At 74.4% G+C, this 24,753-nt stretch carries 17 protein-coding genes; 7 read left to right on the top strand and 10 right to left on the bottom strand.

Translation table 11 applies throughout. The annotated features are described in order from the left end of the window. The first annotated feature begins 13 nt into the window (after positions 1–13). From IE217_RS06425 to sbnA, 4 genes are read left to right on the top strand one after another with little or no spacing between them, the layout of a single operon-like run. Complete coding sequence (locus tag IE217_RS06425; RefSeq protein ID WP_190176737.1) at positions 14–3,277, top strand: non-ribosomal peptide synthetase; 3,264 nt, start codon at positions 14–16, stop codon at positions 3,275–3,277. Positions 3,278–3,332: 55 nt separating this feature from the next. Further along, on the top strand, positions 3,333–4,346 hold the full coding sequence (locus IE217_RS06430; protein ID WP_190176738.1) for a TauD/TfdA family dioxygenase: 1,014 nt from the start codon (positions 3,333–3,335) through the stop codon (positions 4,344–4,346). Continuing rightward, positions 4,343–5,425 (top strand): 2,3-diaminopropionate biosynthesis protein SbnB, encoded by a 1,083-nt coding sequence (sbnB, locus tag IE217_RS06435; protein WP_373297963.1) that lies wholly within the window; start codon positions 4,343–4,345, stop codon positions 5,423–5,425. The genes IE217_RS06430 and sbnB overlap by 4 nt, the downstream gene beginning before the upstream one ends. A 38-nt stretch (positions 5,426–5,463) precedes the next feature. Then, positions 5,464–6,549: a 2,3-diaminopropionate biosynthesis protein SbnA gene (gene sbnA / locus IE217_RS06440; protein WP_190176739.1), complete on the top strand. Its 1,086-nt coding sequence runs from the start codon at positions 5,464–5,466 to the stop codon at positions 6,547–6,549. A gap of 31 nt (positions 6,550–6,580) precedes the next feature. On the opposite strand, the gene IE217_RS06445 is transcribed toward sbnA, so the two are convergent. The 3 genes from IE217_RS06445 to IE217_RS06455 all read right to left on the bottom strand — a co-directional run bounded on the left by IE217_RS06445 (position 6,581) and on the right by IE217_RS06455 (position 11,019). Further along, positions 6,581–8,302 carry an MFS transporter gene (locus tag IE217_RS06445; protein ID WP_190176740.1) on the bottom strand — a complete coding sequence of 574 codons (1,722 nt, stop codon included), beginning with the start codon at positions 8,300–8,302 and terminating at the stop codon, positions 6,581–6,583. A gap of 73 nt (positions 8,303–8,375) precedes the next feature. Then, a complete protein-coding gene (locus tag IE217_RS06450) occupies positions 8,376–8,819 on the bottom strand; it encodes a MarR family winged helix-turn-helix transcriptional regulator (protein WP_229865065.1) in 444 nt (147 codons plus the stop codon). A 73-nt stretch (positions 8,820–8,892) separates the two neighbouring features. Further along, positions 8,893–11,019, bottom strand: coding sequence for a serine/threonine-protein kinase (locus IE217_RS06455; protein ID WP_190176742.1), 2,127 nt, complete (start codon positions 11,017–11,019; stop codon positions 8,893–8,895). Positions 11,020–11,760: 741 nt separating this feature from the next. Between IE217_RS06455 and IE217_RS06460 the strand changes: the two genes are divergently transcribed. Next, positions 11,761–13,158, top strand: coding sequence for an MFS transporter (locus IE217_RS06460; protein WP_190176743.1), 1,398 nt, complete (start codon positions 11,761–11,763; stop codon positions 13,156–13,158). A gap of 284 nt (positions 13,159–13,442) precedes the next feature. Here IE217_RS06460 and IE217_RS06465 read toward each other — a convergent pair whose 3' ends face one another. The 4 genes from IE217_RS06465 to lnt form a co-directional block, all read right to left on the bottom strand. Next, positions 13,443–15,695, bottom strand: a complete 2,253-nt coding sequence (locus tag IE217_RS06465; RefSeq protein ID WP_229865067.1) for a helix-turn-helix domain-containing protein — start codon at positions 15,693–15,695, stop codon at positions 13,443–13,445. An 82-nt stretch (positions 15,696–15,777) separates the two neighbouring features. Then, positions 15,778–16,578 (bottom strand): 3-hydroxybutyrate dehydrogenase, encoded by an 801-nt coding sequence (locus tag IE217_RS06470; RefSeq protein WP_190176744.1) that lies wholly within the window; start codon positions 16,576–16,578, stop codon positions 15,778–15,780. Positions 16,579–16,632: 54 nt separating this feature from the next. Continuing rightward, positions 16,633–17,112: an NUDIX hydrolase gene (locus IE217_RS06475; protein ID WP_190176745.1), complete on the bottom strand. Its 480-nt coding sequence runs from the start codon at positions 17,110–17,112 to the stop codon at positions 16,633–16,635. 155 nt (positions 17,113–17,267) lie between these two features. Then, a complete protein-coding gene (lnt, locus tag IE217_RS06480; RefSeq protein ID WP_190176746.1) occupies positions 17,268–18,878 on the bottom strand; it encodes an apolipoprotein N-acyltransferase in 1,611 nt (536 codons plus the stop codon). Positions 18,879–19,210: 332 nt separating this feature from the next. On the opposite strand from lnt, the gene IE217_RS06485 reads away from it, so the two are divergent. Continuing rightward, positions 19,211–20,290 (top strand): O-antigen ligase family protein, encoded by a 1,080-nt coding sequence (locus IE217_RS06485; RefSeq protein WP_229865068.1) that lies wholly within the window; start codon positions 19,211–19,213, stop codon positions 20,288–20,290. Between the two features lie 72 nt (positions 20,291–20,362). On the opposite strand, the gene IE217_RS06490 is transcribed toward IE217_RS06485, so the two are convergent. Continuing rightward, positions 20,363–20,905: a hypothetical protein gene (locus IE217_RS06490; protein ID WP_190176747.1), complete on the bottom strand. Its 543-nt coding sequence runs from the start codon at positions 20,903–20,905 to the stop codon at positions 20,363–20,365. A 197-nt stretch (positions 20,906–21,102) separates the two neighbouring features. After that, positions 21,103–21,888 (bottom strand): glutamate racemase, encoded by a 786-nt coding sequence (locus IE217_RS06495; protein WP_190176748.1) that lies wholly within the window; start codon positions 21,886–21,888, stop codon positions 21,103–21,105. Between the two features lie 57 nt (positions 21,889–21,945). Between IE217_RS06495 and IE217_RS06500 the strand changes: the two genes are divergently transcribed. Next, on the top strand, positions 21,946–23,151 hold the full coding sequence (locus tag IE217_RS06500; RefSeq protein ID WP_190176749.1) for a glycosyltransferase: 1,206 nt from the start codon (positions 21,946–21,948) through the stop codon (positions 23,149–23,151). 25 nt (positions 23,152–23,176) lie between these two features. On the opposite strand, the gene IE217_RS06505 is transcribed toward IE217_RS06500, so the two are convergent. Then, positions 23,177–24,532, bottom strand: a complete 1,356-nt coding sequence (locus IE217_RS06505) for a TerD family protein (protein WP_190176750.1) — start codon at positions 24,530–24,532, stop codon at positions 23,177–23,179. Positions 24,533–24,753 lie beyond the last annotated feature (221 nt).

Below are 24,753 nucleotides of genomic sequence, written 5' to 3' on the forward strand. Positions count from 1 at the left end.
GAAGGAACCTCCGATGGGAGCGTTCGTGGCAGCGGACAGGGATTTCTGGGCCGGCGCGCTGGCCGCCGGCGGCTTCACCGCGCTTCCGCGGTGGGCCGGGGAGCCGGCGCCGGGCGTGGCGGTCCACGAGCAGGCCGTGCCGGCCGGCACCGCCCGGGCCGTGCGCGCCCTGGCGGCGGAGCTCGGGGCGCCGGTGAGCGCGGTGCTGCTGGCCGCGCACGCCAAGGTGCTGGCCGCGCTGTCGGCCGAGCGGGACGTGGTGACGGGCTACGCCGCCCGGGCGGGGGCCGCTCCCCTGCCGTGCCGGGTCTCCCTCGCGCCGCACTCCTGGCGTGAGCTGGTGCTCGGCGCCCGCCGCGCTGAGGCGGACCTGCACGCTCACCAGGACTTCGCCGTCGAGGAGCTGCGCCGCGAGATGGGCCTGACCGGTCCGGCCTTCGAGGTCGTCCTCGACCCCGACGGCGTACTGCGCGAGCTGCCCGGCGAGGCGGTCCTGTCGGTCGCCTGGGGCGACCGGGACGGGCGGAGCGAGCTGCGGCTGCGGTACCGCACGGACGCCCTGGACGCCGAGGCGGCGGCCCGCGTCGCGGGGTACCACCTCACGGCGCTCGAGCTGATGGCGGCCGACGCCGACGCCGGGCACACCGCCCGGACCCTGCTGTCCGAGGCCGAGGTGCGCGAGCAGCTCGACGGGATGGCCGGACCGCACCGGGAGCTGCCGCGGGCCCGCGCGCACGAGCTGTTCGAGCGGCAGGCGCGGGAGCGTCCCGAGGCGGTGGCGGCCGTGCACGGCGGGCGCTCGTGGACGTACGCCGAACTCAACGAGCGGGCGAACCGGCTGGCGCGCGCGCTGCTGGCCCGCGGGCTGGGCCGGGAGGGCGTGGTGGCCGTGGTCACCGAGCGCAACCTGGACTGGCTGGCCTCGGTGCTGGCCGTGTTCAAGGCCGGCGGGGTCTACCTGCCCGTCGAGCCGCACTTCCCGGCCGGCCGGATCGCGGCCACGCTCTCCCGCGCGGGCTGCCGGCTGGTGCTGACCGAGCCGGGCAGCACCGCCACCCTCGACGAGGCCCTGGCAGGGCTGCCCACGGCCACCGAGAAACTCCTGGTGGAGAAGGCGTACGCCGAGGAGCACCCCGGCACCGACCCCGGTGTGGAGGTGACGCCCGGGCAGCTGGCGTACATCTACTTCACCTCCGGCTCCACGGGTGAGCCGAAGGGCGCGATGTGCGAGCACGCGGGCATGCTCAACCATCTGTACGCCAAGATCGACGACTTGGGGATCGGCCCGGAGCGGGTGGTGGCGCAGACGGCCCCGCAGTGCTTCGACATCTCGCTGTGGCAGCTGCTGGCCCCGCTGCTGGTGGGCGGGCGGACCCTGCTGGTGGAGCAGGACGCCATTACCGACGTGGAGCGCTTCGTCGACACCCTGGAGCGGGGCCGGGTCGCGGTGGCGCAGGTCGTGCCCTCGTACCTGGAGGTGGTGGCGTCGTACCTGGAACGGCACCCGCGCCAACTCCCCGACCTCGCCTGCGTGTCGGTGACCGGTGAGGCGCTGAAGCGGGAGCTGGTACAGCGCTGGTTCGCCGTCCGGCCGGGCACCCGGCTGGTCAACGCCTATGGCCTGACGGAGACCTCGGACGACACCAACCACGAGGTGATGGACGCGGTGCCGGACCGGGTGCTGCTCGGGCCCCCGGTCGGCAATGTGCGGGTCTACGTCGTCGACGAGCAGCTGTCGCTGGTGCCGCTCGGCGCGCCGGGGCTGATCGCCTTCTCCGGGGTGTGCGTGGGCCGCGGCTACGTCAACGATCCCGAGCGGACCCGTGAGGCGTACCGCGAGGACCCGTACCGTCCCGGTGAGCGGCTCTACCTGGGGGGTGACTGGGGGCGCTGGCACCCGGGCGGCAAGCTGGAGTTCCTCGGCCGCCGCGACAGCCAGGTCAAGATCCGCGGGTTCCGGATCGAGATCGGGGAGATCGAGAACACCCTGCTGCGGGTCCCGGGCGTGCGGGACGGCGCGGTGGTCGTCGCCGAACTCGCCGGTGGGTCGAAGCACTTGATCGCCTTCTACAGCGGCCGCCGCCTGTCCGACGGGGAGTTGGCCGAGGCGCTGGGCGCGGCGCTCCCCGCGTACATGGTGCCCTCGGCGTTCCACTGGCACGAGAGCCTGCCGCTGACCGGCAACGGCAAGATCGACCGCAAGGCCCTGACCGCGCTGGCCGAGCGCACCGAGCCGGACCGCCGCGAGGCGGACGCGGACGGCGAGGACGCCCCGCGCACCCCGGCCGAGCGGCGGCTCGCGGCGGCCTGGGCCGAACTGCTGGGCCTGCCCGAGCGCTCGGTGGGCCGGCGCGACCACTTCTTCGCCCGCGGCGGCACCTCGCTGTCGGCGGTGAAGCTGACCATCGCGCTGAACCGTGAGGTGTCCCTCAAGGACATCACCCGGCACCCGGTCCTCGCCGACCTCGCCGCCGTGCTCGACGGCGCCTCCGGCCGGCGTACCGGCCTCCTCCAACCGCTCACCGCGCCGGCCGGCCCGCCCGAGTGCGCCCTGGTGTGCTTCCCCTACGCGGGCGGCAACGCCGTCAACTTCCGCCCGCTGGCGGACGCGCTGGCCGGCAGCGGGCTCGCGGTGTACGCCGTCGACCTGCCCGGTCACGACCCGGCCGCCCGGGACGAGCCGTTCGCGCCGCTGCCGCGGGTGGTGGCGGACGCGGTGGCCGAGATCACCGCGCTCGGCGCCAGGAGGGTGATGCTCTGGGGCCACTCCTCCGGCGCCGCGCCCGCGCTGGAGACGGCGAGGCGGCTGCGGGAGAGCGGGGTGGAGGTCGCGCGGGTCTTCCTCGGCGCGCAGCTCCTCGGCACGGCGGTCGAACGGCAGGCTGCCGCCGCGGAGTTGACCGGGCGCACGGACGCGGAGATCGCCGCCGCCCTCACCGCGGACGGCGGTCATCCCGAGCTCGGTGAGCTGAACGCGCGGCACGCCGAGCTCGTCGCCGCCGCCTACCGGCACGACTGCGTGGCCGCGCACCGCTACTTCGCCGAGTTGCTGAAGTCCCCTCCGGCGGCGAAGCTGACCGCTCCGGTGACCGTGGTCGCCGCCGCGGACGACCCGCACACGGCGCGCTTCGCCGAGCGCCACCAGGACTGGCGGCTGCTGGCCGAGCGGGTCGAGCCGCACGAACTGGCCGACGGCGGCCACTACTTCCTGCGCACCCGCCCGGCCGAGGCGGCCCGGGTCGTGCTGGGCGCCGGCGAACTGCTGGCCTCTCCCTGAGCGGCCAAGACCGGCCGGCCCCCTGACCAGATGTGCCCTACGAAAGGAAACCGAGATGTCGTTCTCGTCCCCGGCGTCACTGCTGGAGGTGGAGCCACGGCCGGACCGGCCCGCGATCCTGCGCGTCGAGGCCCCGGTCGACGCCGCCGGATGGGCGGCCGGGAACCGGGAGGCCCTGCGCGCCCAGGTCACCGAGCACGGCGCCGTCCTCGTGCGCGGACTCGGACTGCGGGACGCGGACCAGGCCGGCGCGGTCTTCTCCCGGCTGGCCGGCACGCTCATGACCGAGCGCGAGGCGTTCGCACCCCGCGACCTGCACGGCCCCAAGCTGTACTCCTCCACCGCGTGGCCGGCCAACCAGCCCATGTGCATGCACCACGAGCTCAGTTACGCGCTGGAGGTCCCCGGCCTGATGCTCTTCGCGTGCCTGACCGCGCCCGCCGAGGGCGGGGCGACCGCCGTGGCCGACGGCGAGGAGGTGCTGCGGGCGCTGCCCCGCGAACTGACCGAGCGCTTCGAGCGCGAGGGCTGGCTGCTCACCCGCAGCTACAACGACGAGATCGGGGCCTCCCTGGAGGAGTCGTTCGGCACCGACGACCGCGAGACCGTCGAGAACTACTGCCGCGCCCACTCCATCGACTTCGCCTGGCAGCCGGACGGCTCGCTGCGCACCCGGCAGTTGCGCGCCGCGGTGGTCGACCATCCGGTCACCGGCCGCCGGTGCTGGTTCAACCAGATCGCCTTCCTCAACCAGTGGACGCTGGCGCCGGAGGTGCGCGAGTACCTGGTCGACGAGTACGGCGAGGACGGGCTGCCGTTCAACACCCGCTACGGCGACGGCACTCCGATCGGCGAGGACGTCGTGGAGTTGCTCAACGCGACCTACGACCGGCACACCCGGCGCGAACCCTGGCAGGAGGGCGACCTGATGCTCGTCGACAACATCCGCACCGCGCACAGCCGTGAGGCCTTCACCGGCGAACGGCAGGTGGTGGTCGCGCTCGCCGACCCGCAGCGGCCGGCCGCGCCGGGCCCGGCGGACGGCGCCTCGAAGGGAGCCCGGCGGTGAACCCCGTGACGTCCGCCGCCGCCGAGTCGGCCGCCCGTGGCGCCGCCCCGGTGCCCGGCTTCGCCGTCATCCCCGGCGCCCAGGTCCACGAGGCTCTCCAGGGACGCGAGAAGGAGATCACCGAGCTCGTCGAGGCCACCTACCGGCTGCACGGCGCCGGGCAGACGGTCAACCCGCCCTCGTACTTCCTGCGCTTCCCCGACCGGCCCTCCTCCCGGATCATCGCGCTGCCCGCCTCGGTCGGCGGCTCGGTGGGCGTGGACGGGCTGAAGTGGATCTCCAGCTTCCCCGACAACGTGGCGGCCGGGCTGCCCCGGGCGTCCGCCGTGCTCGTGCTCAACGACCACGACACCGGCTACCCGTTCGCCTGCCTGGAGAGCTCCATCATCAGCGCCACCAGGACGGCCGCGTCGGCCGCGCTGGCCGCCGACCGGCTCACCCGGACCCGGCGGCGCCCCACCCGCGTCGGCTTCTTCGGCACCGGCCTGATCGCCCGCTACATCCACACCTTCCTCACGGGCACCGGCTGGAGCTTCGAGCAGGTCGGCGTGTACGACGTCTCGGCGGACAGCGCGGCCGGCTTCTGCGGCTACCTGCGCCAGTCCGGCGCGGACGGACAGGGCGGCGGCGAGATCACCGTCCACGACAGCCCCGAGGAGCTGATCCGCTCCAGCGACCTGGTCGTCTTCGCGACCGTCGCGGGCCGGCCGCACGTGAGCGACCCGTCGCTGTTCGACCACGCGCCCGTGGTGCTGCACGTCTCGCTGCGCGACCTCGCGCCCGAGGTCCTGCTCGCCTCGGCCAACTTCGTCGACGACGTCGAGCACTGCCTGAAGGCCGACACCTCCCCGCACCTGGCCGAACAGCTCACCGGCGGCCGGGGCTTCCTCGACGGCACGCTCGACGACGTGCTGACCGGCCGGGTGGATCCGCCGGCCGACCGCACGGTGGTCTTCTCGCCGTTCGGCCTCGGCGTCCTCGACCTGGCCGTCGGCAAGTACGTCTACGACGAGGTGGCCCGGGCCGGTGATCTCCGCGTCATCGACGACTTCTTCCACGAGCTGCGCCGGTACGGCTGACCGTCCCTTCTCCCCGGCCCAGGCATCAGGAGGCCAGCGTGACCGTCATCTCCACTCCCCACGCCTTCAACGAAGGCCAGCTCTACGTCGACCTTCTGCCGATCTTCGGGCGCTCGCTCTACCTGAAGTGCGAGGGCTTCAACTTCGCGGGCTCGATCAAGCTGAAGGCCGCGATCGAGATGGTGGAGACCGCGGAGCGCGACGGCCTCCTGTCCCCCGACTCGGTCATCATCGAGTCCTCGTCCGGCAACCTGGGGGTGGCGCTCAGCATGATCGCCGCCAGCAAGGGCTACCGGTTCCTGTGCGTGACCGACTCCCGCTGCAACCTGTCGACCAGGCTGCTGATGGAGGCGCTGGGCAGCGAGGTGCACGTCATCGCCGACCTGGACGCCAACGGCGGGTTCCTGGGCGCGCGCATCGACTACGTCCGCGCTCTGTGCGCCGCCGACGAGCGGTACGTCTGGCTGAGCCAGTACACCAACCCGGGCAACTGGGGGGCGCACTACCGCAGGACCGCGCCGGAGATCGCCTCCCAGTTCCCGCGCCTGGACGTGCTGTTCGTGGGCGCCGGCACCACGGGCACCCTGATGGGCTGCGCGCGCTACTTCCGCGAGTGGCACCGGCCGGTGCGGATCGTGGCGGTGGACACCGTCGGCTCGGTGGCCTTCGGCGGCAAGCCGGGCCGGCGGATGATCCCCGGCCTCGGCATGAGCATGCGCCCGCCGCTGCTCGACGAGTCCTACGTGGACGAGGTGGTCCGGGTCGAGGAGGCGGACACCATCCGGGCCTGTCACCGGCTGGCCAGGCGCGGCTTCCTGTTCGGCGGCTCCACCGGGACGGTGGTCAGCGGCGCGATGGAGTGGCTGGCCCGCCATGAGTGTCCCGGGCTGACCGCGGTGGCCATCGCGCCGGACCTCGGCGAGCGCTATCTCGACACGATCTACCAGACCACCTGGCTGGAGGACCTGTACGGCGACGGCATACTCGACCTCGGCGAGGACGGCCCGGACGGCGAAACCGGCGGCTCCTGCCAGGACTCCGAGTCGGAGTCGGAGCAGGTGACCGCCGGCTCCAGGGGCGCCGACCGGATGTCCCGCGCCGACGGGCGCCGTCGCAAGTCCTAGGCGCGGGGAACGGCGTGGCGCGGGCGCCGGCTCAGCCGGCCGCGCCGCGCAGCGCCGTCAGGGTGGCCGCGTCCAGGGGCCGGGGGTCGCTGTCGGGGTCGACCAGGACGACCGTGCAGGTGGCGGCGTGGGTGAGGGCGGTGGTGAAGCTGCCGTCGGCGAACTGGGCCAGCGGGCCGCGCGGCGAGCGGCCCACCGCCACGGTGCGGGCGCCCAGTTCGGCGGCGTGCCGGGCCAGTGCGCGGCCGGCCGCGGCGTGGTCGCCGACGCTGGTGAGGATCTGCCCGGTCGCGGCGACGCCCTGGGCGGCCAGCCGGTCGAGATGGGCGGTCACGGTCGCGCGGGCATGGGCGAGGTCCTCGGCGTCGACGGCCTGCTCCTCGACGACGGCGGTCTGCTGCACGTGCACGACCTCCAGAGGACTGCCGGTGTCCCGGGCGAGGCGCGCTGCGGTGTCCACGATCACGGCGGCCCGGTCGTGGTCGCCGACCGCGACGACGACGGGAGGCGTGGTGCCGCTCGGCGCGTCGCCGACACGGGTGAGCGTCGGCTCGACGGGTTCGCCCTCGCCGGTGCGCGTCTCCGCCTGCCGCAGCAGCCGGTGGCCGCTGGCCAGCACCGGGATGGCGAGGACGAAGGTGGCCGCGCCGACGTAGAAGGGCACGCTCAGATCGGTGGCGTCGGCGAGCTTGCCGGCGACGTAGGGGGCCAGGCCGCCGCCGATGAAGCGCAGGAAGCCGTAGGCGGAGGACGCGACGGGACGCTCGACCGGGGAGACGAGCATGACCGCCTGGGTGGTCAGGGTGTTGTTGATGCCGATGAACGCGCCGCTGACGATCACCGCGACGATCACCACCGTGGGGGTGGCGACCCCGGCGGCTATGACGGCCATGACGACGCCGAGTCCGAGGAGGTTGGCGTACAGCACGGGCGCGGTGCCGAAGCGGGCTTGCAGCCGGGGCGCGAAGAAGACGCTGAAGGCGGCCACGAGCAGGCCCCACCCGGTGAAGACCAGCCCCAGCTGATGGGCGCTCAGCTTCATCGGGTACGGCGCGTAGCCGAGCATGGTGAAGAAGCCCCAGTTGTAGAGCAGGGCCATGATGCCCATGGTCAGCAGGCCGCGGTGGCGCAGTGCCTTGAGCGGGGCGACGGGTGAGGTGCGGCGTGCCGGCTTGGGCAGCTCGGGCACGAAGGCCAGGGTGGCGACGAGCGCGATGGCCATGAGGCCGGCGACGCCGAAGAAGGGACCGCGCCAGCTGATCGCGCCCAACTCGCCTCCGAGCAGCGGGCCGACCGCGATGCCGAGGCCGAGCGCGGTCTCGTAGAGGATGATCGCGCCGCCGAAGCCGCCGCTGGCGGAGGCGACGATGACGGCCAGGGAAGTGGCGATGAACAGGGCGTTGCCCAGTCCCCATCCGGCACGGAAGCCGACGATGCCGTTGATGGAGCCGGAGCAGCCGGCCAGGGCGGCGAAGACGACGATGACCGACAGGCCTACGACGAGGGTGCGCTTGGCGCCGAAGCGGCTGGAGAACCAGCCGACGATCAGCATGGCCACCGCGGTGACGATCAGGTAGCTGCTGAAGAGCAGGGAGACCTGACTGGGCGAGGCGTGCAGGCTCTCGGCGAGGGCGGGCAGGATCGGGTCGACCAGGCCGATGCCCATGAACGAGATGACACAGGCGAACGCGACGGCCCAGACGGCCTTGGGCTGCTTGAAGGGGCTGGCAGCCTTTCCGTGCGGTGCACTCATGTGCGGTTCTCTTCCGGGGAGTTGGGGTTGGGAACGGGAGTGGGGAGGGATGGTGCGCCGGCCCTGCCGGGGTTCACGGGCGAGCCTGACGGTTCCTGATCGCGCGGGCCAGCGCGGGCAGCGCGACGCGCACCGCCTGCTGTTCGGCGGCGGGCAGTTCCTCGACGAGCTGCCCAAGGGCCTCGGCGCGTTCGGCACGCCGCTGCCGGAACACCTCCCGGCCCAGGTCGGTGGCCCGCACCACCACACCCCGGCCGTCGCTCGCGTCGGCGGCGCGCCGCACCAGTCCGGCCCGCTCCAGGCGGGTCACGAGCTGGGTCATGTTCGGCTGGGAGACGCCCTCGGTGCGCGCCAGCTCGGTCAGCCGGTGCGGACCCTCCCGGCCCAGCCGGGCCAGCACCGAGGAGGCCGCGGTGCTCAGCCCGCCGGCCGTGGCGCTGCGGCGCACGTGCCGGACCAGTTCCTCGACGGCGATGATCAGTTCCTCCGCCGAGGCCGCGGCACCTTCGGAGTCCATGACCGGCTCATACATAACTGCATTATGCACTTAGGTGTAATGCGAAACAACCCGCCCCGGCCGACCGCCCAGCTCAGCCCACACAGTCCCCGGAACCGGTGAACTCCGGCTGCCCGCTGTTGCCCTCGTAGACGGCCACGGACCAGCGGGTGTACTTCCAGGCCTTGTCACTGCCGTACTCCGCGACCAGCTTCCGGCAGGCGGTCCTGGTCACCACGTCCTGGAAGTCGGCCCGCTGGGCGCGGCCGACGAGGTCGCCGTAGGTGTCGTCGATCCACACGTAGGTCGCCTTCTCGGCCGGGTCGAAGCCCAGACTGATGTCGTCCTGGGCCGCGGACGGATCCACTCCGCTCCCCTCGGCGACCCGGGCCTTCCACGCGGAGCCGAGCGCCTTGTCGATGGCGTCGGCGACGCGGATCTCGGCCCGGTCGGTGCTCGGTATGCGGGCGGCGGCGAGTCCGGACTCGTCACCCTGCCACTGCCCGGCGATCGCGCCGTAGCAGCCGTCGGTCGCCTGGCCGAAGCCGAGGACGGCGGCCTCGGTGTCGCCGTCGAAGTTCTTCCAGTAGACGGCGTAGCGGCCGTACGGCCAGGCGGTGGGGGCCGCGCCGAGCCGGCGGGCCAGTGCGGTGCAGGCCGCCGCCTGCCCGGTCCTGGTGAAGAACTCCTGGTCCTCCTCGGGGATCTGGGAGACGGGACCCCCGGTCACCATCACCGTCTGCGCCCGCTTGTTGAACGTCACCGTGGGCGTCATGAAGTCCATGCCCTTGGTGGCGAGCATCGACGTCATGTCGTCCCGGATCGCCAGCGCGGCGTCCCGCTCCCCCGCGTCGCTCGCCCTGGCACTGGCCGCCCACTCGGCGTCCGTCGGCTGGTCCTGGTCGGCGGAACGCGTGTAGGCGGGGTCGGGCACACCGGCCAGCGGATCGGTCGGGACGGCGGCCGAACGCGGATCACCCGCCGGCTCCGCCGAGGCGCGGGGTGCGGCGGACGCGCCGGACGCGGACCGCGCGGTGCCGTCCACAGGGGCGGCCGGCGATCCGGCGGTGGCCGGGCCGGAGGCGGCCTTGGCTCCCCGGTCCGCCCCGCCGCCATGGCCGAGGGCGGGAAGGGCCATGACACCGCCCGCCGCGGCACCGAGGACGGCGGCGACGGCGAGGACGGTGACGACGGTACGTCTGCGGGAGGCGGCGAGACCGGCGGCTCGGCCGACAGCCGGATCGGGGACAGGAGCAGAGGCGGGGGCGGGGGCAGGGGCATGCCAAGCTGGGTCGTCCAGCGTGGGCATCTCCCACTCGGCGGCGACCAGTTCACCGACCCGGGTGGGTTCCCATCCCCCGGCGCCGGCGACGACCTGGGTGGTCTCGGCGGCAAGCAGCCGCGAGCACTCCTGTGCCGCCGACTCGGCGGTGATCCGCTCGGCGGGGTCCTTGGCGAGCGCCTTCTCGACGACCTCCCTCACCGCCTCCGGCACTTCGCCGAGGTCGGGCTCGCCCGAGAGCACGCGGAAGGCCACGACGTCCGGAGCGCCGGTGCCGAAGGGCAGCCGCCCGGTGGCGGCGTACGCGACGAGCGCGCCCCAGGCGAACAGGTCACCCTCGGGCCCCGCCTCACTGGTGCGGTAGTACTCAGGGCTGATCCACCCGGGCGTGCCGGTCATGACGCCGGTCCGGGTGACGCTGGTGCCGTCGGCCGCGCGGGCGATGCCGAAGTCCAGGACCCGGGGCCCGGCGGGCGTGAGGATGACGTTCTGCGGCTTCACGTCCCGGTGCACGACACCGGCGGCGTGAACGGCCGCCAGCGCCTGCGCGGTGCCGGTCGCGAAGGCGTACAGGGTGCCGCCGGTCAGCGGGCCGTGCTCGGCCAGGTACCCGCTGAGGGTGGGTCCGGGGGCGTAGGCGGTCGCCAGCCAGGGCGCGTCGGCCTCGGTGTCCGCGGCGAGCAGCGGCAGCAGGCACGGCCCCTGCACCCGCGCCGAGAGTTGCACCTCCCACCGGAAGCGGGCGCGGAACTCCGGGTCCTCCGCCTGCGCGGGATGGATCACCTTGACCGCGACCCTCAGTCCCCCGGCGTCCAGCCCTGCGTACACGGTACCCATGCCGCCGGAGCCGAGCCGGCCGATGATCCGGTACGGCCCGACACACGACGGATCACCGGGCCGAGCGGGAAGCACCCGCCCGACCCGTCCCCCTTCGGACATGGAACTCCCCCCAGCACGACGAAGCAGACGGTGAAGAAGATGTGGAGGATGTATATATCACGCAGATGATCGAGGACCACCGCCGATGGTGACAGGGCAGATGCCGGGAGACGGCGACGGGGACGGCGACATCGCCCTCGAGGACCGCCGCTCGCCGCAGGCGTACCCGTCAGACCACGCCCCAGGCCTCATCCGTGTTGCACCCCAGCAGGCATCCGTGAAGCTCATCTCCTCGGCCCAGGTGACGCAGTGTTCGTCACCGCCCAGCGGACCCGGCCGGGCGCCCCGTAGCCGCCGGTGAACACCGAGAGCAAGGTGCTGCGCGTTCACGAGCAGGCGCGGAACGCCTTCTTGCGGCTCGACGCGGAGGAACCGGGGCGCGCCGAGGAGGAGTTGCGGGCCGTCGAGACCGCCATCGGGGAGCTCAGCGGGTGCTCCCGCCCGGTCGGCCCCGTGCGCAGGGGAGCGCCAAGGGCGCGGCAAAGAGGCGCCGACGGCAACAGCCGGGGCCCCGGCTGCACACGCGCAGGAGCGTGAGCGTCCGCCGGCGGCACCGCTGACGGCGACCGGGCGGTCCAGGTCCGCCCGGCGCTTTCGGGACCCGCCGGCTCCCCAGCATGGCGCCTGCGCGCACACCTCACGCCGGAACTATGTAGTCCCACCACATGTCCGCCCGACCTGTGCGTTTCTACGGTGTGCCGACACGTACCCGTCCCCACCGCACACGAGGAAGTGGCGCACATGGCCTCCGCAGCATCCGCCCCGCCCAAACCGGCGAACCTCCCCCGCATCGTCGCCGCCAGCCTCATCGGCACCACCATCGAGTGGTACGACTTCTTCCTGTACGGCTCGGCCGCCGCGCTCGTGTTCAACAAGTTGTTCTTCCCGGACTCCGATCCGCTGGTGGGGACGCTGCTGTCGTTCCTGACGTACGCGGTCGGGTTCGCGGCCCGGCCGCTGGGCGCGCTCGTCTTCGGTCACTACGGCGACCGGATCGGGCGCAAGAAGCTGCTGGTGCTGAGCCTGCTGATGATGGGTGGGGCGACCTTCGCGATCGGTCTGCTGCCCACCCACGCGACCGTCGGCTCCGCCGCTCCGGTGCTGCTCACCACGCTGCGTCTGGTCCAGGGCTTCGCGCTCGGCGGCGAGTGGGGCGGGGCCGTACTGCTGGTGTCCGAGCACGGGGACGCGCGGCGGCGCGGGTTCTGGGCCTCGTGGCCGCAGACCGGGGCGCCGGCGGGGCAGTTGCTCGCCACGGGCGTGCTCTCGCTGCTGACCGCCGTGCTGTCGGACCAGGCCTTCGGGAGCTGGGGCTGGCGGATCCCGTTCCTGCTGTCCGGGGTGCTGGTGATCGTCGGTTTGTGGATTCGTCTCTCTGTCGATGAGTCGCCGGTGTTCCGGCAGGCGCTGGAGCGGGCCGAGGCCCGCAAGGCCGCGGCCGCCGCCGGGGCCGATGCCGAGAGCGAGAAGCTGCCGCTCGTCGGCGTGCTGCGGCACCACTGGCGCGACGTGCTGATCGCGATGGGCGCCCGCATGGCGGAGAACATCAGCTACTACGTCATCACCGCCTTCATCCTCGTCTACGCCACCACCTCCGCCGGGGTCTCCAAGCAGACCGCGCTCAACGCCGTGCTCATCGCCTCCGCCGTGCACTTCGCCGTCATCCCGGCCTGGGGTGCCCTCTCGGACCGCATCGGGCGCCGGCCGGTGTACCTGCTGGGCGCGGCCGGGGTCGGCCTGTGGATGTTCCCGTTCTTCTCCCTCATCGACACGGGTGGCTTCGGCAACCTGGTCATCGCGGTGACCGTGGGTCTGGTCCTGCACGGCGCCATGTACGCCCCGCAGGCGGCCTTCTTCTCCGAGATGTTCGCGACCCGGATGCGCTACTCCGGCGCGTCGATCGGCGCCCAGTTCGCCTCGGTCGCCGCAGGCGCCCCCGCCCCGCTGATCGCCACCGCCCTGCTGTCCGACTACGGCAGCTCCACCCCGATCGCCCTCTACGTCGTCGCCGCCTCCGTGCTGACGCTGATCGCCGTCGGAGTGGCCAAGGAGACGCGCCACCGCGACCTGGCCGCCGCCGAGGCCGACGAGTCCGCCGAGCCCACGACGCCCCGGACCGCCGACGCACGGCCCGCCTGACCCACCCACGCCACCCTTCCACCCGGCCCCCGCACGCCCACACGTGCGGGGGCCGGCCGCCGTGGTGCGGGCCGCGCGTGCGGGGCGGCGCGGCGCAACCCCGGCGGTGCGGGCCGCGCGGGCGGAGGCCGCGCGGCGCCGTACGCGCGGCGCCGGGCGTGGGAATTCGGGGTGCGGGGGTCGGCGGGCTGCCGGGCCCGGCACGGTGCGGGACAAGAGGGCGGGGGCAGGACCGAGCGCCCCGCGCGTGCGGACCGGCGCGGTGTGGGGCGCGTGGGGGCGGGTCAGGGGTGGGGGGGTGCGGACAGGCGGTGCAGGCGTAGGGCGAGTTGGATCTCCAGGGCACGGGCCGGGGTCTGCCAGTCGTCGCCCAGCAGGCGCGCGACGCGTTCCAGGCGCTGGGCGACGGTGTTCACGTGCACGTGCAGCTCGTCCTTGGTGCGGGCGGGGCTCATGCCGCAGGCGAAGTAAGACTCCAGCGTGCGTATGAGATCCGTGCCGCGCCGCTCGTCGTAGGCGACGACACGGCCGACGGTGCGCTCGACGAAGCCCGCTATGTCACGGTCTCCGGCGAGCAGCAGGCCGAGGAAGCCGAAGTCCTCGGCGGCGGCGCCGTCCCCGGTGCGGCCGAGAAGCCCGAGGGCCTCGAGACAGCGCCGCGCCTCCTCGTAGGCGGCCGTGACCGTGCCGGGGTGGGCGGCCAGGTCGTCGACCGGGGCGGAGGCGCCCACGGTGACCGCCTCGTGCACGGCGGTGCCCAGGTGACGGGCGGTGCGGCGGGCGAGTCCGGTCGCGCTGTCCCCCTGCCGCAGGGGCAGCAGCAGGACGGTGCCGCCGTCCCGGGCGGCGGCCAGGCCACGACGGGTGGCCGCCAGGTGGAAGGCCGCGGACCACAGGCGGCGCCGGGCGTCGGCCTCCTCGTCGGCGTCGGCGGCCGGCGCGTCCAGGCGGGCGGCGAGAACGACGTGGGTGGCGTCCAGGTCGGCGCCGAGCCGGGCGGCGCGCTCGACCAGCAGGCGCGGATCGCGGTCGCGGGCGTCCAGGAGGTCGTCCAGCAACTCGCCCCTGACGCGCTGCTCGGCCTCGGCGGCCGAGCGTCTGGCGAGCAGCAGCAACGAGGTGACCATCGCGGCGCGCTCCAGGGTGCGCTGGTCCACGGGATCCAGACCGGGTTGCCCCCGCAGCACCAGCGCACCGAGCAGTTCGCCACCGGCGGCGACCGCCGCGATCCAGTCGTCGCCGTGACGCACCGCGTGTCCCTCGGCCCGGGAGGCCTCCAGGGCGCGCGCGGGGACGTCGCCGGCCTCGGTGAAGTCGACGGTGCCGGCGAGGACCTGGGAGACGGCGGCGGCCACGTCGTGCACCCCGCCGCCGCGCAGGACGAGTTCGGCGAGCCGGTCGTGCACGTCGGAGGCGCGTTCGATCACGCCGCTGCGGTCGCGGATGATCTCGTTGGCCCGCTCAAGACCGGCCAGCGCGGACCGGGTCTCGGTGAGCAGGTTGGCGCTGTCGATGGCGGCGGCAGCGAGGGCCGCGAAGGAACCGAGCAGGGCGATCTGCTCCCGCTCGAACACACGGGCCCGGCGGTCGGCGGCGAACAGCACGCCGATGACCTGGGGACCCAGCATCAGGGGCACGCCGAGGATGGCGACCAGGCCCTCGTCCTGGACGCCGGCGTCGATGGTGCCGGTGTGCTGGAAGCGGGCGTCCTCGAAGTAGTCGTCGGTGACATAGGGGCGGGCGGTCTGGGCGACGAGGCCGCCCAGCCCCTCCCCCATGCCCAGCCGCAACTGCTGGAAGCGCGCGGCCACCGAGCCCTCGGTGACACGCATGTAAGTGTCGCCGCGCGCGGGGTCGTTGAGCGTGAGGTAGGCGACGTCCGTGCCGAGCAGGGAGCGGGCGCGCTGCACGATGGCCTGGAGCACCGCGTTCAGGTCGCGCAGGCCCGCCAGGTCGTGGGCGGTCTCGAACAGCGCCGAGAGCTCCGCCTCGCGGCGGCGGCGTCCCTCCAGCTCCGCGCGCACGCGCAGCGCGAGGAACTTCGCGTGCTCCAGCGCCGCGATCCACTCGGCCGGACGCCCCTCGGCCCGCGCCCTCAGCACCGGCTGCTCGTACGCGGCGGCCGGCGCCCCCCGCGCCAGAAGCTCGAGGAACGGAGCCCCGGCGGCGACGTCCGACGACAGCGCACCGGCCTCGTGCCGCCCGTCCGCCTCGTGCCGCCCGGGCGTGCGCACCGCACCCGGCTCCCGCCGCCCGCCGGCCTGCCCGGCCGCCCGCTCCGGCACCTCGCCGCCCTGCTCGGCACCCAGGTCGTGCCGCCTACCCGGCCGGCCAACCGCAGGACCGTCCCTGCCGTCGCCCCGCGAACCGCCCGGGCCGCTCCCTCCGCCAGGCGCGCCGGGCCGCACGACGGCATCCCCGGCGCTGGGACCGGGCCGCCCGGCGGCCGCCTCGTGGCGGGCGTCGGTCCGCGTGGCGGGCGCGGTGGCCTGGGCAGTGGCGGGGCGGCCGTCGGGCTGCGTGTGATCGCTGGACATGGTCACAGGATTCCCCATCGCCCGGCGGTGCGGTGAGCCCTGTGGAAAACCGCGGAGCGGCCGGGCTGCACGGCGGTGCCGTTCAGTGCGCGGTCCAGCCGCCGTCCAGCACCAGCGACGTGCCGGTGACGAAGGACGCCTGCGGGCCGCACAGGTACGCCACGGCCTCCGCGACCTCCTCCGGTTCGATCAGCCTCTTGACCGCGCTGTCCTGCAGGAGCACCTCGGACACCACCCGCTCCTCCGGGATGCCGTGGGCGCGTGCCTGGTCGGCGATCTGCTTCTCGACCAGCGGGGTGCGCACGTAGGCGGGGTTCACGCAGTTGGAGGTGACGCCGTGCGGGGCGCCTTCGAGGGCGACCGTCTTGGACAGCCCTTCGAGCCCGTGCTTGGCGGCCACGTACGCCGACTTGTAGGCGGAGGCGCGCAGGCCGTGCACGGAGGAGATGTTGACGATCCGCCCCCACCCCTGCCCGTACATGTGCGGCAGCGCTCCGCGGACGAGCCGGAACGGCGCCTCCAGCATCACGGTGAGCACGGTGTGGAAGACCTCGGGCGGGAACTCCTCGACGGGCCGTACCAACTGGATGCCGGCGTTGTTTACGAGCACGTCCGTGCCGGCGGCCACCTGCTCGGCGGCGTCCAGGTCGGTGAGGTCGAGGACGCGCGCCTCGAGGGTGCCCGCGAGCGGGCCGGACAGCGCGGCGAGCGCCTCCAGGCCCTCGGCGTCCCGGTCGACGGCTCTCACCTTCGCCCCGGCGGCGGCCAGCCGCAGCGCGCAGGCGCGGCCGATGCCGCCGGCCGCGCCGGTGACGAGGGCGGTGCGGCCGCCGAGGTCGAGCGAGGTGGCGTGGGATCCCGTGGGGGGGCTGGGCGAGGTCATACGTCGAGCCTAGGCAGCACCCCTACCGGACCACATGTGGGCCGACCCCATACTTCATTCAAGACTCGTGGGCTCGAACCATGTGGGTTCATCGGACAGGGCCTGCTTGATCCGCACGTAGTGGCGCTCGTCCATCCTCGGCAGCGCGTCTACCTCGAACCATCCGACGTCCAGCGACTCGTCGTCGTTGACCCGCGCCTCGCCGCCGACCGAGCGGCAGCGGAAGGTGATGTCCATGAACTGGCAGACGTCGCCGTTGGGGAAGGTGACGGGCCTGCCTGACTGCACCATCACGATCCGCTCCGGCACGCACCGTACGGCGGTCTCCTCGTGGACCTCCCGCACGGCGCAGGCGGCGGGCTGCTCGCCGGGGTCGGGGATGCCGGAGATCAGCGCCCACTTGCGGTTGTCCGCGCGCCGGCCCAGCAGGACCCTGCCCCGGTCGTCGAAGACGACGGCGCTGACCCCGGGCAGCCACAGCAACTGCTGCCCGGCCGAGGCGCGGATCGTGCGGATGAAGTCAGGAGTACCCATGCGGGGGACCTTAACGGGCGGCTCGGCGCCCCTGTCTCCGGCCCACCGCCCGGTTCCGTGGCGCCAGCTCCGTGGCACCTGCTCCGTAGCGCCCGCTCCGTATTCGCCTTTCGTAGCGGCCGTTCCGTATTCGCCGGTCGCGTACGGCCCCGTGCCTACGCCTCCCCGGCGCGCCGTCCGCGCAGGCCCGCGCCGATCGCCCAGCCGAGGCCGCCCGCCGCGACCAGCACCAGGGCGATCTCCGGCAGGACGCCGAGTTCGGTGGCCGGGGTCTTCGAGGAGCGCAGCGGAACCTTCTGGACCAGGTAGGCGGGGACGAACATGCCGGTCTTCTGCGTGATGTGCCCGTCGGGCATGATGACGGCGCTGACGCCGCTGGTCACCGGCACGGTGACGGTGCGGCTGTGCTCGACCGCGCGGATGCGGGACATGGCGAGCTGCTGGTAGGTCATCTCGCTGCGGTCGAAGGTGGCGTTGTTGCTCGGCACGGAGATCATCTGCGCACCGTCGGTGACGGTGTCGCGCACGGCCCAGTCGAAGGCGGCCTCGTAGCAGGTGGCCAGGCCGATCTTGGTGCCCTCGACGTCGAACACGCCCGGCTTGGCGCCCCGGCTGAAGTCCTGCCGGACCATCGTCGTCCAGTTCTTGTTGATCGTCCCGAGCAGGGAGCGCAGCGGCAGGTACTCGCCGAACGGCTGGATCTGCCGCTTGTCGTAGGTCTGCACGGGGCCCTGGACCGGGTCCCACAGCACCTGCTCGTTGAGCAGCTTGCCGTCCCGTTCGACGACCGCGCCCACGGAGATGGGCACGCCGATCTCCCGCGCCGCCCGGTTGATGACCGCGCGGGCGTCGGCGTTGGCGAAGGGGTCGATGTCGGAGGAGTTCTCCGGCCAGAGCACGAAGTCGGGCCTGGGCGCCTTCCCGGCCTTGACCGCCTCCGCCAGCCGCTCGGTCTCCCGCGCGTGGTAGTCGAGCACGGCCCGCCGCTGGGCGTTGAACTCCAGGCCCGAGCGCGGCACGTTGCCCTGGATGACCGCGACGGTCGCGGTGCCGTTCTCCGCCTTGTCGCTCACCAGGGGCCGGGCCGCCACCGCGCCGGCCACCGGCACCGCGACGCTCAGCAGGGCGACCGCGGCGGCCGGGCGCCGCACCGTGCGGGTGCGCCGCCCCTCCACCGCCAGGCGCACGGCCTCGCACAGCCCGAATCCGCACAGGACGACCGCGAAGCCCAGCACAGGGGTGCCGCCCACGGCGGCCAGCGGCAGGAACACCCCGTCGGCCTGCCCGAAAGCGATCTTGCCCCAGGGGAAGCCGCGGAACGGCACGCGCGCGCGTACCGCCTCACCGGCGATCCACACGGCCGCGGCCCACAGCGGCCAGGCGGGCAGTCTGGACACCGCGGCGATACCGGCGCCCACCAGGGCGACGAAGACGGCCTCCACGACGACGAGCGCCAGCCACGGACCGGCGCCGACCTCCACGCCGGTCCACACCAGCAGCGGCAGCAGGAAACCGAGCCCGAAGAGGTAGCCGAGGCCGAGCGCCGCCTTCCAGCCGCGGCCGCGCAGCACCCAGCCGAGGACGGCGAAGGCGGGCAGGGCCAGCCACCACTGCGCGCGCGGCGGGAAGCTGACGTACAGGAGCACGCCGGACAGCGCCGCGGCGGCGGCAGGCACGAGCCGGACCAGCCGGGCCCTCCAGGGCCCGGACTCGGGCCGCGGTCGCAGCCGGTCCGACTCGTCGACGGAAGTTGCGGTGACGGTCACCCCGGGAGTGTACGGCGCGTGACCTCGGCGCCGACAGCGCGGTCCGCGGGCCCAGGCGGGCGGCGGCGCGCGCACGGCAGCCCTCTTCACGGGCCTGTCCGCGCCGGTTCATGGGCCTGTTCGCACCGGACGGCGTCGCCGTTCGGGGGCCCGTGATCCGTGCCCCGCGTGGCCGTGTCCTTGCGCACGGGACGTCCACAATCCGGTCATCAGCCGTTACGGTGTGCCGGAGCCCCGGTGGTGCGGCCGTTCGCGGCCGGGCCGGGCGGGGTGCGTGTGTCGGGTCGGGGGCGACCGGGTGTTCCGGGGGGCGATGGGTGCGGTCCACGGGGATGACGTCCGCGGGCGGGGCGGACGGCGGAAGACAGGCGTACGACGCCGGACGAAACGTTTCTGACGCGGCCGGTGTCGCGGTGCTCGGCGCCTGCGCGGCATGGTCGCTGGTCACGGGCGCGTGGCAGGAGGGCCGGCCCGAGGGCGTGCTGCTGGCCGTGCTCGCCGTCGCCGCCGGGTACGCCACGGGCAGGATCTGCGGCGCGCTGCTGCCGGTGGCCGCGCCCTGCGCCGGGGCGCTGGCCGGGGCGGCGCTCGCGGTGGCGGCCCCGGGGCTGGCTCCCGGTGCGCAGTTCACCGCCCCGCTGGGGCACGCGGGCGCCACGGCGGGCGTGCTGACGCTGTCGGCGGGCGCCGCCTGCTGCGCCGCGTGGGCCGCGCCGGCGCCCGTGCTGCGCCTGGCGCTGCGCGCCCTGGCCGTCGCGGTCGCGGTGACCGCCGCCGCGCTCGGCTCGGGAGCCGGGCTGGCCGGCTGCGTCGTGGTGCTGCTCTGCTCGCTGGCCGCCGGCCGGATACGGCGCCGCGGGCCCGCCGTCGCCGCCCTGGCGCTGGTGGCCGCCGGGGTGACGGGGGCGAGCTGGGCGCTGGCCGCGCGGATGCTGCCCGGCGGCCTCGCCGACTCGCTCGAGGGGCAGCTGACCGCGCACCGCGTCGCCCTCTGGCGGGAGGCGCTCCACCTGGCCCACCGCGACGCCGGCCTGGGCGTCGGACCGGGCCGCTTCGGGGAGTTCAGCGCGACAGCCGCGCAGTCGCTGCAGCCCGACGGCAAGCCGCACTCGGCGCTGTGGCAGCAGGCCGCCGAGCAGGGCCTGATCGGCGTGGCGCTGCTGGCGGCGGCGTACGCATGGGTGCTCTACGCGCTGTGGCGCACCGCGCGGCCCACGCCCGTCGCCCTGACGGCGGGTGCCGCTCTGACCGCCCTCGCGGCGATCGCCGCCGTCGGTGACGCGCTGAGCTTCACCGAGGTGTCGGTGGGCGCGGGGCTGCTGGCGGGGCTGGCCACGGCACGCCCCCTGGCCGAGGAGGCCGGGCCCGCGGTGGCCGGGGCACGCCCGTCGCGGGACCGGCTCACACCGTGAGCGCCAACCCTGCGAGGCTCGACCGCTGACGCCTTGGGTCTTCAGCGGCCGTGGGCCCGGGTGCGGCGCTGCTCAGACGGCGCCCGGCGTCGGCGGGTGCAGGCGGTCCTTGATCACGCGGACCGCCGACTCGGCGTTGTCGATCGTGATGGTGAACGTGTGCCCGTCCCAGAGCCGCAGCACGATGCCCTCACCCCGCCGCACGACGACGGCGGTGCCCTTCTCCGGCCGCCAGCGGTAGCCCCAGCCGCCCCAGTGGCGGGGGGTGACGTGCGGTGCGAACTCGGCGCCGGCGACGTGCGCGAGCGGGATGCGGCGGCGCGGCAGCCCGATGTGGCCGCAGCGCACCTCCAGTGTCTCCTTGTCGACCTTCAGCGCGACGTGCACGAAGGCCAGGGTGCCGAAGAGGACGAGCAGTCCGGCCGCGATGCAGCCGACCACGGACATCACCAGGGGTGCCACGCCGGAGTTCCACGCCGAGTCCACCGCGAGTTCGACGCCCAGCGCCAGGCAGGCGGCGCCGACCAGCGCCAGCAGCCACTGGAACCGGTTGGTGGCGCGTCCGGTCCAGACGTCGGGGTTCGGGCCGTGGTCGCCTCGGCGGTGGTCCCTCATGCCAACGAGGTTACTCAAGTTCCTCGCCGTGGGTAGCGCGTCGCGGACGCCGAGTGTCCCCGGCGGCCGCGCACCGGGCCCGACCGGCGGCGCACCGGGCCCTACCGGCCGCGCACCGGCCCCCTACCGGCCGTACCGGCTTCGGACCGGCCGCGTACCCGCGCGGGACGCCGCGGGTACGCGCGGGTACGCGCGGGTCAGAGCGCGGGGGTGACCGGCTGCAGGAGGCGGCCCTCGTCGTAGGCGAGCGCCGGGGCGGGAAGCACGCCCTGCTCTCCGTTGAGCAGCACCGTCACGGCGCCCCGCGCGGGCGCCTCGGGCCGGGGCCGGGCGCCGATGCGGCGCAGGGCCTGCGCGGCGACGGCGCCCGCCGAGCCGTGCAGCGCCAGCGGCGGCCGGCCCGGGCGCTGCACGGCGGCGCGGATGCGCTCGGCGACCAGTTCGTAGTGGGTGCAGCCCAGTACGACGGTCGTCACGTCGCCCGGGGTCAGCGCGGCGGCCGCGGCGACCGCGTCGTCGATCGCCGTCTGGTCCGCGTGCTCCACGGCCTCGGCCAGTCCCCAGCAGGGCACCTCGGTGACGGGCACGCCGCCGGCGAAGTCGCGGATCAGGCCCCGCTGGTAGGCGCTGCCGGTGGTGGCGGGGGTGGCCCAGATGGCCACGGGGCCGCCGCCCGCCGCGGCCGGCTTGATCGCGGGCACCGTGCCGACGACCGGCAGGGCCGGTTCCAGGAGCGTGCGCAGGGTGGTCAGCGCGTGCACGGTCGCGGTGTTGCAGCCGACGATCAGGGCGTCGGGCGCGTGGGCGGCGGCCGCCTCGGCGACGGACACGGCACGCGAGGTGAGGTCCTCCGGCGTACGAGGACCCCACGGCATGCCCGCGGGGTCCAGGGAGAGCACCAGATCTGCGTCGGGTCGCAGACGCCGTACCGCGGCGGTGGCCGCCAGCAGCCCGATTCCGGAGTCCATGAGCGCGATCTTCACCCGGCCACGATAGACGATGCCCTCGAACGAGCGACCCGCGTGGGGCAGACTGCGCGGGTGAGCGTGATCGTGTGGAGTGCCGTCGTATCGCTTGCCGCCTGGTTGTGGCTGCTGCTCGCCCAGGGGTTCTTCTGGCGCACGGACGTCAGACTCCCCCGGGCCGCTGCCGGTGATCCGCCGCCGCCCGCCGAACCGGACGCCGGCGAGTGGCCCGCCGTGTGCGTCGTGGTCCCCGCGCGGGACGAGGCCTCCGTACTGCCGCGGAGCCTGCCCACGCTGCTCGCCCAGGACTACCCCGGCCGGGCGGAGGTCTTCCTGATCGACGACGGCAGCACGGACGGCACCGGGGACCTGGCCCGCGAACTGGCGCGCGCCGGGGGCGGGCTGCCGCTGACCGTGGCCTCCCCGGGGGAGCCGCCGGCCGGCTGGACGGGCAAGCTGTGGGCCGTACGGCACGGCATCGGCCTGGCACGCGGGCGTGCCCCCGAGTACCTGCTCCTGACGGACGCGGACATCGCCCACGCCCCCGACAGCCTGCGCCGGCTGGTGGCGTCGGCGCGGGCCGGGGGCTTCGACCTGGTGTCCCAGATGGCCCGGCTGCGGGTGGAGAGCGCCTGGGAGCGGCTGGTGGTGCCGGCCTTCGTCTACTTCTTCGCGCAGCTGTACCCCTTCCGCCGGATCGGGCGCAGGGGTTCGCGGACGGCGGCGGCCGCGGGCGGCTGCGTCCTGCTGCGCGCCGACACCGCCGAGCGGGCGCGCGTCCCGGACGCGATCCGGCAGGCCGTGATCGACGACGTGGCGCTCGCCCGGGCGGTGAAGGGCGGCGGCGGGCACATCTGGCTGGGGCTAGCCGAGGGCGTGGACAGCGTGCGCCCCTATCCCCGGCTGCACGACCTGTGGCGCATGGTCTCGCGCAGCGCGTATGCGCAGTTGCGCCACAGCCCGCTGCTGCTGCTCGGCACGGTCGCCGGCCTGGTCCTGGTCTACCTCGTGCCGCCGGTGGCCCTGGTCGCGGGACTGGCGGGGGGCAGCGCGGCGGGCGCCCTCGCGGGCGGCCTGGCGTGGCTGGTGATGACGGGGACGTACGTCCCGATGCTGCGCTACTACCGTCTGCCGCTGTGGCTCGCTCCGCTGCTGCCGCTGACCGCGTTCCTCTATCTGCTGATGACGGTGGACTCGGCGGTGCAGCACTACCGGGGCCGGGGCGCGGCCTGGAAGGGCCGCACCTACGCGCGCCCGGACGCCGTGCCCGACGAGGGGTGACCGCCCGCCGGGCCCGGCGGGCGGCTCACTTGCGGCCGGGTGTCCAGTTCATGCCCCAGCCGTAGGCGCGGTCGATGGTGCGCTGCGGGCTCACCCCGCGGTCCGGGACCAGGTAGCGGGCCTCGCGCTGGACGAGGAGGTCGCCGCCGGTGTTGGTGATCAGGGCGAGCGCGCAGACGGTCGAGGGGACGGTGCACTCGTCGAGGGAGAAGTCGATCGGGGCGCCGTGCTGCGGCTGGAGCGTGACCGTGGCGTGCAGGTCGGCGAAGGACCGGGCGCCTTCGTAGATCGTCACGAAGACGAGGATGCGCCGGAAGGCGTCCTTGTGGTCGAGGTTGACGGTGAGGTTCTCGCCCTCGGCCACGGCGCCGGTGCGGTCGTCGCCGTCGAGGTGGATGTACGGCGGCTGGTGCAGGGCGCCGAAGGCGTTGCCGAGGGCCTGGACGACGCCCTTGCGGCCGTCCGAGAGCTCGTAGAGGGCGCACAGGTCGAGGTCGAGGTCGGCGTGGGCGGCGACGGCCCGCCCGCGCTTGCTGCCCCAGCCGGTGAACTGCTTGCGCACCTGCCAGTTGAGGTTCACGCGCATGGCGCCCGAGGTGCCGCCCTGCTTGGTCAGCGAGACCGACGGGGCCGACTTGGTCAGCGTCACCTTGGCCAGGCGGACGGGTGCGGGCGGCGGCGGTGAGCCGGCGGGCGGGCGAACGGTGACGGGGGGCGCCGCCGGCCGGCCGGCGGGCGGGGGAAGCGGTACGGGCGCCCCGGCGGGCGGCGGAAGCGTGCCCGGCGCGGGAGCGTGCCCGGGTCCGGTCGCGGACGCCGGTCCCGGTGCGGGGGCGGTGGGCGGCGCCGTGTGCCGGGGTTCGTCGACGGTGATCCCGAAGTCGGTCGCGAGGCCCTCCAGGCCGCTGTCGTAGCCCTGGCCCACGGCGCGGAACTTCCACGCGCCCTGTCTGCGGTAGAACTCGCCGAGCAGGAACGCCGTCTCGACGGTGGCGCCGACGCTGTCGAAGCGGGCGGCCACCTGGCCCCCGGCGGCGTCCCGCACCTCGATGTAGAGGCCGGGCACCCGGCCGAAGGTGCCGCCGTCGGCCGAGGCGGCCAGGACGATGCGGTCGATGCCGGGCTCCACGCGCGCCAGGTCGACGAGGAGTGTCTCGCTCACGTGGCCGCCGGCGTCGCGCTTGCCCTCGTGCCGGACCGCGCCGGAGGGATGCGCGGGCTGGTTGTAGAAGACGAAGTCGGAGTCGGAGCGGACCTTCTTGCCCGCCAGGAGGAGCGCCGAGGCGTCCGTGTCGGGCACGCCCGGTCCGGAGCGCCGGCCGATCTCGACGCGGAGAGCCGCGGTCGGCACCGGTGTGTTCGAGCCTTTCGGCATTGACATGTTCGCCCCCATCGCGTGTCGGCCAGGCCGTGTCCCGGCGGTCGCTCGGCCCGCCGCCCGTCCCAACCTATTCCCGCCAGGCCCCGGACTCCCACGGAAAAGCGGTGGGACGGGCCCCGGCCGACCGCCGGTAACCCGCCGGGAGCTTGCCATTTACCCGATCCGAGCACCGATTGGCGCCCCTTTTTGCCAAGTTCGCTCGCATTGGGGATCCCACGTCA

Origin of the sequence: Streptomyces naganishii JCM 4654, assembly GCF_014650575.1 — a bacterium.
Taxonomy (GTDB): Bacteria; Actinomycetota; Actinomycetes; order Streptomycetales; family Streptomycetaceae; genus Streptomyces; species Streptomyces naganishii.

Coding starts and splice junctions, on each gene's coding strand:
- IE217_RS06450 (WP_229865065.1), bottom strand. CDS start 8,819: ATGGACTCCGAAGGTGCCGCGGCCTCGGCGGAGGAACTGATCATCGCC.
- IE217_RS06460 (WP_190176743.1), top strand. CDS start 11,761: ATGGCCTCCGCAGCATCCGCCCCGCCCAAACCGGCGAACCTCCCCCGC.
- IE217_RS06505 (WP_190176750.1), bottom strand. CDS start 24,532: ATGTCAATGCCGAAAGGCTCGAACACACCGGTGCCGACCGCGGCTCTC.
- IE217_RS06455 (WP_190176742.1), bottom strand. CDS start 11,019: ATGTCCGAAGGGGGACGGGTCGGGCGGGTGCTTCCCGCTCGGCCCGGT.
- IE217_RS06430 (WP_190176738.1), top strand. CDS start 3,333: ATGTCGTTCTCGTCCCCGGCGTCACTGCTGGAGGTGGAGCCACGGCCG.
- IE217_RS06485 (WP_229865068.1), top strand. CDS start 19,211: ATGACGTCCGCGGGCGGGGCGGACGGCGGAAGACAGGCGTACGACGCC.
- IE217_RS06490 (WP_190176747.1), bottom strand. CDS start 20,905: ATGAGGGACCACCGCCGAGGCGACCACGGCCCGAACCCCGACGTCTGG.
- IE217_RS06470 (WP_190176744.1), bottom strand. CDS start 16,578: ATGACCTCGCCCAGCCCCCCCACGGGATCCCACGCCACCTCGCTCGAC.
- IE217_RS06425 (WP_190176737.1), top strand. CDS start 14: ATGGGAGCGTTCGTGGCAGCGGACAGGGATTTCTGGGCCGGCGCGCTG.
- IE217_RS06475 (WP_190176745.1), bottom strand. CDS start 17,112: ATGGGTACTCCTGACTTCATCCGCACGATCCGCGCCTCGGCCGGGCAG.
- IE217_RS06445 (WP_190176740.1), bottom strand. CDS start 8,302: ATGAGTGCACCGCACGGAAAGGCTGCCAGCCCCTTCAAGCAGCCCAAG.
- IE217_RS06465 (WP_229865067.1), bottom strand. CDS start 15,695: ATGTCCAGCGATCACACGCAGCCCGACGGCCGCCCCGCCACTGCCCAG.